At 30.8% G+C, this 13,147-nt stretch carries 12 protein-coding genes; 1 reads left to right on the top strand and 11 read right to left on the bottom strand.

What is annotated here, in order from left to right; all coding sequences use genetic code 11:
* Positions 1 to 198: 198 nt before the first annotated feature.
* The 11 genes from CD129_RS10155 to CD129_RS10105 all read right to left on the bottom strand — a co-directional run bounded on the left by CD129_RS10155 (position 199) and on the right by CD129_RS10105 (position 11,497).
* Complete coding sequence (locus CD129_RS10155) at positions 199 to 1,458, bottom strand: aminoacyltransferase (protein ID WP_115337477.1); 1,260 nt, start codon at positions 1,456 to 1,458, stop codon at positions 199 to 201.
* A 31-nt stretch (positions 1,459 to 1,489) separates the two neighbouring features.
* Positions 1,490 to 2,743 carry an aminoacyltransferase gene (locus tag CD129_RS10150; protein WP_115337478.1) on the bottom strand — a complete coding sequence of 418 codons (1,254 nt, stop codon included), beginning with the start codon at positions 2,741 to 2,743 and terminating at the stop codon, positions 1,490 to 1,492.
* A 145-nt stretch (positions 2,744 to 2,888) separates the two neighbouring features.
* The gene (locus tag CD129_RS10145) at positions 2,889 to 3,548 is read right to left on the bottom strand and encodes a type 1 glutamine amidotransferase domain-containing protein (protein WP_107510108.1); all 660 of its coding nucleotides are present in this window, start codon (positions 3,546 to 3,548) and stop codon (positions 2,889 to 2,891) included.
* An 80-nt stretch (positions 3,549 to 3,628) separates the two neighbouring features.
* Positions 3,629 to 4,360 carry a tryptophan synthase subunit alpha gene (gene trpA / locus CD129_RS10140; protein ID WP_078356364.1) on the bottom strand — a complete coding sequence of 244 codons (732 nt, stop codon included), beginning with the start codon at positions 4,358 to 4,360 and terminating at the stop codon, positions 3,629 to 3,631.
* Complete coding sequence (gene trpB, locus CD129_RS10135; protein WP_078356363.1) at positions 4,353 to 5,573, bottom strand: tryptophan synthase subunit beta; 1,221 nt, start codon at positions 5,571 to 5,573, stop codon at positions 4,353 to 4,355. The genes trpA and trpB overlap by 8 nt, the downstream gene beginning before the upstream one ends.
* A gap of 5 nt (positions 5,574 to 5,578) precedes the next feature.
* Positions 5,579 to 6,196, bottom strand: coding sequence for a phosphoribosylanthranilate isomerase (locus CD129_RS10130; protein WP_078356362.1), 618 nt, complete (start codon positions 6,194 to 6,196; stop codon positions 5,579 to 5,581).
* Positions 6,186 to 6,980, bottom strand: a complete 795-nt coding sequence (gene trpC / locus CD129_RS10125) for an indole-3-glycerol phosphate synthase TrpC (RefSeq protein WP_115337479.1) — start codon at positions 6,978 to 6,980, stop codon at positions 6,186 to 6,188. Before trpC ends, CD129_RS10130 begins: the two co-directional genes overlap by 11 nt.
* Positions 6,964 to 7,980 (bottom strand): anthranilate phosphoribosyltransferase, encoded by a 1,017-nt coding sequence (gene trpD, locus CD129_RS10120; protein ID WP_107510011.1) that lies wholly within the window; start codon positions 7,978 to 7,980, stop codon positions 6,964 to 6,966. The genes trpC and trpD overlap by 17 nt, the downstream gene beginning before the upstream one ends.
* Positions 7,946 to 8,542, bottom strand: a complete 597-nt coding sequence (locus CD129_RS10115) for an anthranilate synthase component II (RefSeq protein WP_078356359.1) — start codon at positions 8,540 to 8,542, stop codon at positions 7,946 to 7,948. Before CD129_RS10115 ends, trpD begins: the two co-directional genes overlap by 35 nt.
* Positions 8,539 to 9,942 (bottom strand): anthranilate synthase component I, encoded by a 1,404-nt coding sequence (locus tag CD129_RS10110; protein ID WP_107510012.1) that lies wholly within the window; start codon positions 9,940 to 9,942, stop codon positions 8,539 to 8,541. The genes CD129_RS10115 and CD129_RS10110 overlap by 4 nt, the downstream gene beginning before the upstream one ends.
* Positions 9,943 to 10,450: 508 nt before the next feature.
* Positions 10,451 to 11,497, bottom strand: coding sequence for a M42 family metallopeptidase (locus CD129_RS10105; RefSeq protein ID WP_107510013.1), 1,047 nt, complete (start codon positions 11,495 to 11,497; stop codon positions 10,451 to 10,453).
* Between the two features lie 113 nt (positions 11,498 to 11,610).
* Between CD129_RS10105 and CD129_RS10100 the strand changes: the two genes are divergently transcribed.
* Complete coding sequence (locus CD129_RS10100) at positions 11,611 to 12,702, top strand: prephenate dehydrogenase (RefSeq protein ID WP_107510014.1); 1,092 nt, start codon at positions 11,611 to 11,613, stop codon at positions 12,700 to 12,702.
* Positions 12,703 to 13,147 lie beyond the last annotated feature (445 nt).

The raw sequence follows: 13,147 nt of genomic DNA, 5'->3' as shown, positions 1-13,147 counted from the left end.
TATCAATATACTAGTAAACGAATAGAAAAGGGTCCCCTAATGACAATATACTTAACTTCCTATAATATATATTATGTAAACTAATTATGAGTTTTTTTATGATTTCTTAGAAAATCGTCATTTTCTATGCTTATTCCATTGCTAATACTACATATTAAAACTCCTTACTAATTACATTTAGTAAGGAGTTCAATCTATCTATCTTTTAATTTTTGATCTAACTTTTTGTATTGTGTTGTATAAGAAGTATTTCTTTTTATTAATTGGTTTATAGAAGTCTCCAATTAATTCTTCTATTTGCACATTAAATCCACGTTTAAATCGGTAAACACCATAGTCTTCACTATTTTCAGTAAAGTCTCCTGATAGTCCATAGAAGTTATATCTATCAAAACCATTTTCGAAACAATAATTAATCATATGCCAATGCATCATATATGGTCCCATAAAGTGATTGTATTTTTCACTTGATCCACCTGAGAAGTAATTTATTTCATATGCATTCTCAAAGAATACACCTGCAGCTAAATTCAACACTTCTCCATCAGTTTTGATAAGTTCACTTGTTTCTAGTAATTCTTTTTGTGCGTGATCGATTTGTCTGTCAGTTTCAGCAATTTTCTTAATTTGCTTTTCTGATTTGTTTTCTTTTGCCATCATTTGATCGCGTTTTGTTTCTAGTTCGTTTAAGTTTTCTTGTGTTGTTTTGATATATTCATTTAAATCCACATATGCTAAAGGTACAAGTGCTTTAGATCCATATGTATCGATAAAGTTTAAGAAATATTCATCTGTTTTTGAAATAAATCCTGCTCTTTCTTCAGTTTCTCTATATAGTTTAAAGAATATATCAAGTTCATCTCTTTCAAGGAAACGTACTTTAACACCATAATTATGTGCTTTATTAACATTACGTTTACGTTGACTATCGAACCCTTTTTTAATTTCTGCTAAAGTTTTGTCTTTTAAATTTAATACACCCATCCATCTAACTTGGCTTGATGGGTCATATTTAGTTGTAAAACCATGATGATCATAACCTAAAGATTTAATAAGGTTAATAATTTCATCGTTTGCACCATCTTCTTTAATTTGTTTAATATCTTTATCATAAACATTATAAATCCAATAAGGGTCTACTTTTACGTATAGACATTGGTGTTGTTTTAAATATTTTTCAAGTGCTTTAAAATAATATTCTACTAAATCTAGATTGCTATAATCCATTACTGGTCCACGATTTGAATAATATACATAGCTACCCATTGTAGGTATTTTAGAGAATAAACTTGCAGCAACTACTTGATTATTTTCATCTTTAACCCCTAATAATACAACTTGAAAACCATCATTTTCCCTAGTCTTGATGTTTTCTTTTACTTGGAAGTAGTGACTTTCATATTGACTGTCTGATACGAAATCATCATATTCAGTAACCGTTAATTCTGTAAATTTCATATTATCTAAATTCCTCTCTTACTGAAAATCATTATTTTTTTAAAACTTTTTTTATTGTTGTATATGCTTTGTACGCTGGTTTATTAATTGGTTTAACAAAATCTCCAATGTATTCATAAACATCTGCATTATAACCTTTTTTAAATTTAATAACTCCCACATCTGGTGCATCTTCAGAAAAGTCACCACTAATACCATAGAAATTGTAACGATTAATATTATTGTCTAATGCGTATTTAATCATTTCCCATTGTATAGCATAACTTCCCGCAAAATGACGGTATTCATTAGATGAACCGCCTGCATAATATACTACTTCAAATGGATTTATAATGAAGAAACCTGCAGCTATCGGTAATGTATCACCATGTTCTTTTCTTAGTTGTAGTGCTTCTTCAAGTTTAGTTTCATTTGCTTCCCTTTGTTGTTTAAGGTTGTCGATTTTATTAATTGTTTTTTGATTATCTGGCTTTTTCTCTAATTCTTTTTCTGCTTTAGAGATATCTTTATTATATTGTTCATGATCTTTTTCTAGTTGTGGAATATAAGTTTCGAAATCAATATATGCTAAAGGTATTTTAACGTTTTCAAAGTATTTTAACCTATTGTAATAAAAGTCGTCCCCACGGTCGTTAAAATCTTTTTTCTCAGTTGTATCTTCCATAAACTGACGGAAAATAGGCATTTCCTCTTTTGATAAGAAGCGTACTTTAACACCATTTTTTTGAACTTTCTTAGTATTACGCTTTCTTAAACTGTCCATATTCTTAATAAGTGTTTTTTCATCCATGTCTTCTAAATCAAGTACTGAATGCCATCTAATTTGGTGGATTGGGTGGAAACCGGTTGTGAATCCTTGATGTTCATAGCCCAATGATTCAAATTGTTCTATTAAACCATCACGATTAAATGATTTTTTGATATTACCATCATGGTCTCTTAATTGATACGGTAAATAAGGATCGATTCTAAAGAATAAACCTTTATTATTTTTTAAATAAGGAACAATTTCTTTGAAGAAAAAGTCTACAAGTTCTTTATTATCGTAATCCATTACTGGACCTCTGTTTGAGTAGAAGTAATTAAATTTTTTCATGACTGGAACACTTGTTAATAGACAAGCTGCTTGTACTTCGCCCTCGTCATCTTTAACACCCACTAAATGTGTTGAAGTGCCTTCTAATGTTTTTAATTCATAGTTACCTACCGTTTGTGTGAAATGCGCATATGGCATTTTATTTGTAAAAGCTTCAAATTCACCAGTTGTTAAATTTGTAAATTTCATGTATACAATACTCCCAATCTCTTATTTATGTATTTGTTACAATTATACAATATTTTTTCTTTATTCTAAAACAATACTCATTACTATATCATTATTTCATAAAGAAAAACCTACCAAATGGCAGGTTTTTCCCTTTTAATTCTCATTATTTTAATACATTTACAAATTTTTCTGCTACTTCTTGACTTGAATTTGGATTTTGACCAGTAACAAATTTACCATCTGCAACTGTATGAGAATCAAAGTCAGAGCCTTTAACAAATCTTGCACCTTGCTTCTCTAATTGTGTTTGAAGTAAGAATGGTACATCTTGATCAAGATTCATTGCTTTTTCTTCGCTATCTGTAAATGCTGTTAATTTAACGTCATTAACTAAAAAGTTTCCATCAGGAAGTTTTGCACCCACAAAGGCGCTAGGACCATGGCAAACAGCACCAATTACTTTATCGTTATTTTTGTAATAAGCTAACATATTTTCTAAATCTTTATTATTAGGAAAATCGAACACAGTACCATGTCCACCAGGTAAGAATATACCTTCATAATTTTCGAAAACGATATCTTTTATGCTATTTGTTTGTTGTAATTTTTCTAATACATCATGATATTCTTTTGTTTCATTATTTTGTGTTGAATTAGGATCAATTGGTACAGTACCACCTTTTACAGATGCAATGTCAACTTCTAATCCATTTTTAATGAATACTTTGTAAGGAATTGCTGCTTCTTCTAGCCATAACCCAGTAGGTTTACCATCTTTAAATTGAGATTCATTTGTAACAACTATGAGTACTTTTTTGCTCATTAGAAACACTCCTTTTCATTTGTTACTGTCGATTATACATGATGTAAGTTTCTTTTTCTTCCAAGAAGGGTTTTGTTTATTTAATCTTTATCTAATGCAGTTCTAATAGATTTTAAATAATCTATTGTTTGTTGTTTAGAATCATTTTCTAAACGTTTAACTATTTCACTGCCAATAACTACACCATCACTAAATGATTTTATTTCTTTTACATGATTTACTGTTTTGATACCAAAGCCGCAAACCACTGGAACATTGGCATGTTGTTGAATAAATTGAATTTTGTCTTTTAATCCTACATGGAATCCTCTACCATCGCCAGTTGTTGCATTCATTGTTACTGTATAAATAAATCCTTCTGCATGTTCTGCAATTTTTTTAATTCTTTCATCACTAGATGTCATCGCAATTAAAGAAATTAATTTAATATTTTTATGTTGTAACTTTTCTTTAAAACGTTCACCTAATTCAAATGGTAAATCCGGAATAATTAATCCAAATACATTTGCTTCAGCTATTCTTTCAATAAATTGTTCAACACCATATGAATCAATCAAATTGTAGTATGTCATAAATAAATAAGGTGTTTGTATATTATTTTTATGTTGAATTAATTGATCAATAATTTTATTTACCGTCATGCCTTGTTTAATAGCTTCTTGACCTGCTTTCATAATTGTAGGTCCATCAGCAACTGGATCAGAGAAAGGTAAGCCGATTTCAATATAGTCTGCACCATTTTCATCCATTAATTTAACTGAATCTATAAAATTTTCATTACCCATTATGTAAGGGATAAATAATTTATTCATTTTGATTCCCCTCCTCACCTTGCATATATTTTCTAATTGTTTCCATATCTTTATCACCTCGACCAGAAACAGTTACAACGATAATTTCATCTTCATTCATAGTTGGTGCTAATTTTTCAACATAACTTAAAGCATGTGCGCTCTCTATTGCAGGTATAATACCTTCTAATTGTGTAAATTTAATTAATGCGTCCATCGCTTCTTTATCACTTGCATTCGGATATTGTACGCGACCAATATTATTATAATAACTATGTTCCGGTCCTACTCCAGGATAATCTAGCCCTGCTGAAATAGAATGAGCAAGTTCAATTTGTCCATTATCATCTTGAATTAAGTACATTCTAGAACCGTGTAATACCCCTGGTTTACCTTTATTAATAGCAAGGGCGTGCTTAGTAGTGTCTACACCTTCACCAGCAGCTTCTACACCATACAATTTAACTGTTTCATCATTAATAAATGGATAAAATGTACCAATCGCATTTGAACCGCCACCAATACATGCAACAACTGCATCCGGTAGTCGATTTTCTTTTTCTAAAATTTGGGTTTTAATTTCTTTCCCTATTACACTTTGTAAATCTCTTACAATTGTTGGAAATGGATGTGGACCAAGTGCAGAACCTAATAAGTAATGTGTATCATCAACATTTGACACCCAATATTGCAGTGCTTTATTTACAGCATCAGAAAGTGTACCTTGACCATCTGTTACAGGAACAACTTTAGCCCCTAATAACTCCATTCTAAATACGTTTAATGCTTGTCTTTCAATATCTTCTTCACCCATAAATACAATGAGTTCCATATCAAATAATGCCGCAATTGTTGCACTTGCTACACCATGTTGACCTGCACCTGTTTCAGCAACAAGTTTACGTTTCCCCATCTTTTGAGCAATTAAAGCTTGCCCTAATGCATTATTTATTTTATGAGCACCAGTATGGTTTAAATCTTCACGTTTTAAATATATTTTAGCGCCACCGAGTTCTTCAGTATAACGTTTAGCATATGTTAAAGGTGTTTCTCTACCAACATAGTCTTTTAAATAAGCATTCAATGTTTTATGAAATTCTGGGTCATTTTTTAACTTTTGATACGTATCATTTAATTCTTGAACAGCAGGCATTAATGTTTCAGGAACATATTGTCCTCCAAATTCACCAAAGAAACCTAATTCATCTGCTTCTAATTGTATATTGCTATCCATAACTATCATCCCTTTACATAAGTTAGTAATGCTTTTATTTTGTCTGAATCTTTTTTACCATTTGTTTCAATACCACTTGATATATCATAACCAGCGTTATTTAAATTCAATAATTCTATTTGTTTAATTTTTTCTTTGTTGATACCACCTGCTATTAAAAATGGTGTATCTTTTATTTCATTTAATAAAGACCAGTCATAAGAAATACCCGTTCCTCCATAATTTTGAGATGGCGTATCAATCAACAACAAATCGACATCATTTTGAAATGTTTTAATTTTATTTTCTAATTCCTCATTGGCTGGTAAAGCTTTATAAATTTTAATTTGAGGATATTTTGCTTTTACAGTTTTAATAAAATCAAGTGACTCATCACCATGAAATTGGATCGTATTAATAGAAGTATTTACCACTAACTTTTCAATTTCTTGTAATGATAAATTCACTACCACTGCAACTATGTCTATAAAATCAGGTATATCTTTGCTTAGCATTTCAATTTCTTCTACAGTTACGTAACGTTTACTTTTTGGATAAGTAATAAATCCAATAGCATTTACATTATTTTTTACTGCTGTTGCAATAGAACCCTTATCTTGGAATCCACAACATTTAATAAACATGTTGATCACCTTGCTTTTGTAATCGTAAACTTGGTAGAAATTCATCTAAGTTTGGGTGTTTCATTAAGGATTCTCCAATAAGTGCACCATCAATACCACTATCAATAATACTTTCAACATCTTCTATAGTACGTATACCACTTTCTGAAATGTATTTGACATTAGGTTTAATTGTTGTCAATATTTCATTCGTATGTTTAACATCTGTAACAAATCTTTTTAAGTCTCTATTATTCACACCGATTAATTCAGCATTAATTTCATGTGCTATTTCAAGTTCTGCTTTGTCATGGACTTCGACGAGAACTTCTAAACCTTTACTTGTTGCATAATCATATAAATTTTTCAGCTCTGCTTTCGATAATATATTAACAATCAATAATACGATAGAAGCACCAGCGTGTTTTGCTAAATCAATTTGAATTTTATCAATTATAAAATCTTTACATAATATTGGTAGTGTTGTTTTTGTAGTCAAACTTTGTAGTCTTTCATAACTACCATCAAAATATTTTTCATCAGTTAAAATAGATATTGCAGATGCACCATATTGTTCATATAGTTTAATTTGAGTTGCCATATCTCGTTTAGGAATGTCTGATACAGTTGGACTTTTTGCTTTTAATTCAGCTATGATATTTAACCGATCATCATTATTTATACGACTTATAAATGAAGTTTTATGCTGAACATCTACTTTTTCTAATATTTCTAATTTTTGTTTATAATAGTTGTCATTAAGTAAACCTTTTTTATATTCTACGATTTCATCCAATATTGTCATATACTTTTCCTCCTACAGATTCTAAAATATTCAATGCTAACTTTTCATCAATTATTTCTTCTGCTAACTTTACACCATTCTGTATAGAATTAACTTTGTCGCCAACATATAATGCAAGTGCTGCATTTAATACAACAACATCTCTTTTCGGACCTTGATCATTACCAGTCAGAATGTTTAATGTAATTTCTTTATTGTCTTCAGGTGTACCACCTTTTAATTCTTGATTGTTTGCTGTTTGAAGACCATAATCTTTCGCATTGACTTTATAATGTATAATGCCTTTTTCTTGTGAAATTTCATAAATAGTATTGTCACCAGAAAGCGTTGCTTCATCCATTCTGCCTGCTCCATGTACGACTATCGCACGTTTACGACCTAACTTATATAATGCTTCAGCTATGATAACAAGCTTAGTATCATCATAAACACCCATTACTTGATAATCTAATTTATAAGGATGTATCATCGGTCCTAGTAAATTAAATGTAGTTGGAGTTGGTATTGACTTTCTAACTGGTTGAACAATTTTCATAATAGGGTATGTTTCTGTAGCACTTAAAAATGCTAAGTTTGTTTCGTTCACTCTACTAGTTGCTTCACTAATTGGTGTTGTATGAATATTTAAAGCGGATAAAATATCAATACTTCCTGTTTTAGACGTAATACTTTTATTTCCGTGTTTCAAAACTTTCAACCCAGCTGCTGCAACTACAAATGAAGCGGTAGTTGAAATATTAAAGCTTCCTGAATGATCTCCTCCAGTACCACATACACAAATACTATCTTCTATATATGGTCTTTGTTGATATGTTGTTTCTATTAAACTTTGAGTTAAATTAGAAAGTTCATCAGATGTTTCGCCTTTCATACTTAAAGCGACTAAATGTGCAACTTTTAATGAAACGTCTGCCTGTTCATTCATCATAAGTTCTACGAAAGCCTTCATTTCATTTTGTGATAAATTACGATATTGAATAAGTTGTTTGAGCGTATCCATTGTTTGCACCTTCCTTTGTAGTATTTACAAATGCTTTTATAATTTCATTACCATATTCCGAAGCAAAAGACTCTGGGTGATATTGTATACCGAAATGTGGTCTTGTTATATGTTCAAATGATTGAATTGCGTCAATTGTTCGTCCTGTGACTTTTAAACATTTTGGAAATGTCGATTCATCACTTATTAAAGAGTGATATCTCATAATATTAAAATTTTGGTTACATTCTTTATACAGTACTGATTGCTCTAATAAGTTAATTTGATCAACTTTTCCGTGTTTAACTTCTTTACCTACTATTACTTTGCCACCGTAGTATGTAGTAAGTGCTTGTGCACCTAAACATATGCCTAAAATAGGTTTATCACTATAAGCATCGATTATTTTTCTTAATTCATCCGTATCATCAGGATGTCCTGGACCTGGAGATATTACTAAACCATCAATTTTCAAATCTAATGGTGTTTCATCAGGGTGGTGAATAACAACTTCATCAAATTGTTCAATCAAGTCTACTAAGTTATAAGTGAATGAATCATAATTATCGATTACTAGTATCATGGTGTTACCTCCAATAAGCTTTTAGCTTTAATCATTGTTTCTTTTAATTCTTTTTTTGGATCTGAATCATAAACAACACCGCATCCAGCTTCAACATTTACATATTCTTTATCAACAACCATCGTTCTTATCGTCAATGCGAAGTCTATATCATGATTGCAATTAATGTATCCAACTCCACCAGCATAAATACCACGTTTTTGTTTTCTACTCTCATATATTCTAGTGATTGCTCTTGTTTTTGGTGCACCGGATACAGTTCCAGCAGGTAATAAAGCTGTTATCATTTGAAGCGGTGTTACTTCTGGTTTGATTTTTCCTTCAACAATCGTAACGATGTGCATCACATGTTCAAATCTTTCAATAGTCATCAGCTTCGGCATGAATACTGAACCTGTTTGAGCAATGATATTTAAATCGTTCCTTCCTAAATCAACTAGCATACGATGTTCAGCCAATTCCTTTTCATCTGTTAATAATGCAATTTCATTTTGTTTGTCATCTTCTTCCGTTTGACCTCGCTTATTCGTACCTGCTATTGGATTTGTTGTAATCACTTCGCCTTGTTTTTTTATAAAGCTTTCAGGAGAAGAACCAATAATTGTTCTATCTTCATCATCTACGTAGTACATATAAGGACTTGGGTTTTGTCTTTTTAAATTTTTATAAATTTGAAGTTTTAAATTTTCTCTATTGTTATCATCAAAATAATGTTTGTACTTATATATTCTTGAAGGCACTACTTGAAACATGTCGCCTTTACTAATTAATGATTTGTAATATTCTACTTCTTTAATAAAATCTTCTTCCGTAATATTTGTTTCTAACTCACCTCTTAATGGATGTTTCATTTTATTTTGGAAAAGTGAAACATTTTTTAATTCATCTGTCATACGCTCAAGTTCTTTATCAATATCTTCTTCATTTTTATTGCTGAATAAATTAGAAGTAATAATGAACAGTTCTTCTTTAAAATGATCAAAAATGTAAACAGATTCAACTAAATTAAATGATACATCTGGAATATCTGACTTCACTTCTAATTGTTGTAATAATTTATTTTGATATCTCACTAAATCGAAACTACAATATCCAATCATTCCTGAAATAAAAGGTAAATGTTTAAGTTCTTCTGGTATTTCTTCATGTTTCATATCGTTTATAAAAGTTTCTAACGAGTCATATGGCGTATCTTTGTAAATTTGTACTTCATTATTTAATAGCACTTGGAAGTGTGTATCGTATAAATTAACTTTACCAATTGCATCAAAGGCTACAATTGAAAATCGACCTTTCATTTGATCTGTACTAGCACTTTCAAGAATCATTTTCTTGTTTTTTATTTGCCCTAACGTTTCTGGGGTAATATCAGCATTTAATTTTTTAAATTTTATATTCATGATTATCCTCCTTAATTAAAAAAACCGCGCATAAACATCCTAAATTAACAGGACGCTTATGCGCGGTACCACCTTGATTAATAAGTTTATAACTTATTCACTCATTAGTTATTTAATTTTCACTACATGATCCCCATTTCAAATTTAAAGTGTGTTAGTTCTCATCAACCACTAACTTTCTATTTGCTACTTACTTTAAATTTTACTCATGATCACTGAAATTTATATACAAAAAGACACCACAGTATACGCAATCTGTAAGGACGCGTTACCGTGGTGCCACCTTAGTTAACATTTAAAAATTATGTTCACTTTAAAAATCATTCAATTTAAAATTTGAAAGCCCAATTCTCTCATTGTGGATAGTGCTAATTTACATCAAACATTAGCTTTCTTTTTGCTACTATCATCACGAGATACTTATCTTTCAAATCCCGAATAACTTCTTCGGATTAATTAAATATCACTATACGAGATTATATTTTAAAAGTCAACCTATAAAATTTAATTAACTGTTAATATTGGATAAACAATAAGCTCTTAAAAGCTTTTCACTTTCTAAAATTGAATCTTCATGTGTACGTTCTAATGCATGTGATGATTCGATACCTGCACCAAATAAACCGTGTCTAATATCTGCGCCAGCGCTTAATGCTGCAGAAGCATCAGAAGCATAATAAGGATAAATATCTAATTTATAATTAATATCATTTTCTTTACATAATTCAACAAAATGATTTCTTAAACCAACATGATATGGTCCAGAACCATCTTTTACACAAATTGAAACAGTATATTCATCGGATGCCTGTCCATCACCAAGTGCTCCCATATCAAAAGCAATGAATTCAACGACCTTCTCAGAAATATTAGAATTTGCACCATATCCAATTTCCTCATTATTAGAAATATAGAATTTAGTAGTATGAGGCAATTCAACATTTTCTTCTTTAAGATATTTTAAAAATTGTAAAATCATAGCAACACTGGCTTTATCATCTAAGTGACGAGATTTTACAAACCCTGATTCAGTATGTATAAACCTCGGATCAAAACTTACTGCATCTCCAATTTCAATTCCTAACGCTCTAGTATCTTCAGGATTAAATGTTTTCTCGTCTATTCTCACTTCCATATGCTCAGCATCTCTAGGAATTTTTGAAGTATTTTTATAAACATGGACACTTGTTTCATGTAAACAAATTGTCCCAGTAATTTCTTTACCACTTTGAGTAGTTATTGTACAATATTCCCCTTCAATCGCATTCCAACTAAATCCTCCAATTAGATCTAGTTGTAATCTACCATCTTCTTTAATATCTTTAACGATTGCGCCAAGTGTATCTACATGTGCAGTAACAAGTCGTTGTTGATCATCATTTTTACCGGGAACTTCAATAAATAGTCCACCTTTATGTGTTACACTCGTATCATAATTTAATGATTCGGCAATTTTTTTACAATATTCAATTGCAGGATCAGCAAATCCAGATGGACTATTAATTTGAACAAGCTCTTTTATAGTTTCCACTGTTTCATTTACATTAATTGTCATTGTACCACTCCTTTTGCATTTATTTTCATTCTATACTTTTTAAAAAATAAAGCAATAACACTTGATTTCATAAACTAACTTACTTTAAACTATTAAAGTATTGGAGGGATTTTATGCAACGCATATTTATAGTAGGACTAGGCTTAATCGGGGGAAGTTTAATTCAAAATATTAAATTTCATCACCCTAATATACATATAACCGGTTACGATTATTTTGAAAAATATTCGGATATCGCATCATCAATGAAAATAATCGATGAAATAGCAATCGATTTTGATTCTAGTGCAAGTGAAGCAGATTTAATTATTCTAGCTACTCCGGTACAACAATCAATTGAATACGGTAAAAGATTATTAGAAATTAATACGAAACCTGGTTTAATTGTTACGGATACAGGCAGCACTAAATTAGGATTAAGTTCATTAGAATCAAAATTACTAAAGAAAGATATCCATTTAATTGGCGGTCATCCAATGGCTGGTAGTCATAAATCTGGGGTAATTAATTCTAAAAAACATTTATTCGAAAATGCCTATTATGTGTTAATTTATGATGAAGACGAAAACGAAGCTGCTTATAGTGAAGTGAAAAATTTATTTGAACCCACTAAAGCAAAATTTATCAAAATGTCGGCAAAAGAACACGATTATGTAACTGGTGTAGTCAGTCATTTCCCTCATGTAATAGCTTCAAGTTTAATTCATATGAACGAAGAAAATACACAAGTTTCTGAATATGTAAAAACATTAGCAGCAGGTGGTTTTCGTGATATCACACGTATAGCAAGTAGTAATGCTGATATGTGGCGAGACATCACTTTAGAAAATAAAAAGCATCTCGTAACTTTAATGGAAAATTGGATAGAACAAATGGAACAAACAAAAGAATTGATTCAAGAAGGTAATCCAGCATTAATTCACGACTTTTATCAATCAGCGAAAACATATAGAGACCAATTACCAATAAAAGAACAAGGTGCACTAACATCCACATTTGATTTGTATGTAGATATCCCCGATAAACCAGGTATGATCAGCGAAGTCACAAGAATATTAGGACAAAGTCATATCTCAATAACAAATATTAGAATACTAGAAGTGCGCGAAGATATAATGGGTGCTTTAAGATTAAGTTTTAAATCAAGTAATGATAGAGACCGAGCAATTGAAGCATTGAATACCTTTGACACTTACACATTGTAAAAGTTGCTAAATAAAAATGAAAAGTGAATTTAGGTGTTCTTAGATACACTTCTCCCGACTTGTGTGAATATAGCTGTCCTTGCTTACACTTCTTCCGACTTGTGTGAATATGGCTGCCCTTGTTTACACTTCTCCCGACTTGTGTGAATATGGTTAGCCTTAGTTACACTTCTCTCGACTTGTGTGAATATGGCTATCCATGTTCACACTTCTTCCGACTCGTGTGAACATGGATAGCATTGCTTACACTTCTACCAACTTGTGTGAATATAGCTGCCCTTGTTTACACTTCTCCCGACTTGTGTGAATATAGGTGTCCTTAGACACAATTCTTATAAAAAAAGACCTGACCCTATGGCACTGAACCCCTAAAATGGGAACTTAATAAAAACACTATTTTCTAGGCTGCTAATTTCCTGAATTCTATAGGAGATAAGTAGCCTAG

This window comes from Mammaliicoccus fleurettii, from assembly GCF_003970575.1.
GTDB lineage: Bacteria > Bacillota > Bacilli > Staphylococcales > Staphylococcaceae > Mammaliicoccus > Mammaliicoccus fleurettii.
This window is presented reverse-complemented; position numbering and strand designations above follow the sequence as displayed.

Bases quoted from the DNA above. Each gene is read 5' to 3' on its own strand.
- CD129_RS10155 (WP_115337477.1), bottom strand. From the start codon at position 1,458: ATGAAATTTACAGAATTAACGGTTACTGAATATGATGATTTCGTATCA.
- CD129_RS10150 (WP_115337478.1), bottom strand. From the start codon at position 2,743: ATGAAATTTACAAATTTAACAACTGGTGAATTTGAAGCTTTTACAAAT.
- CD129_RS10145 (WP_107510108.1), bottom strand. From the start codon at position 3,548: ATGAGCAAAAAAGTACTCATAGTTGTTACAAATGAATCTCAATTTAAA.
- trpA (WP_078356364.1), bottom strand. From the start codon at position 4,360: ATGAATAAATTATTTATCCCTTACATAATGGGTAATGAAAATTTTATA.
- trpB (WP_078356363.1), bottom strand. From the start codon at position 5,573: ATGGATAGCAATATACAATTAGAAGCAGATGAATTAGGTTTCTTTGGT.
- CD129_RS10130 (WP_078356362.1), bottom strand. From the start codon at position 6,196: ATGTTTATTAAATGTTGTGGATTCCAAGATAAGGGTTCTATTGCAACA.
- trpC (WP_115337479.1), bottom strand. From the start codon at position 6,980: ATGACAATATTGGATGAAATCGTAGAATATAAAAAAGGTTTACTTAAT.
- trpD (WP_107510011.1), bottom strand. From the start codon at position 7,980: ATGGATACGCTCAAACAACTTATTCAATATCGTAATTTATCACAAAAT.
- CD129_RS10115 (WP_078356359.1), bottom strand. From the start codon at position 8,542: ATGATACTAGTAATCGATAATTATGATTCATTCACTTATAACTTAGTA.
- CD129_RS10110 (WP_107510012.1), bottom strand. From the start codon at position 9,942: ATGAATATAAAATTTAAAAAATTAAATGCTGATATTACCCCAGAAACG.
- CD129_RS10105 (WP_107510013.1), bottom strand. From the start codon at position 11,497: ATGACAATTAATGTAAATGAAACAGTGGAAACTATAAAAGAGCTTGTT.
- CD129_RS10100 (WP_107510014.1), top strand. From the start codon at position 11,611: ATGCAACGCATATTTATAGTAGGACTAGGCTTAATCGGGGGAAGTTTA.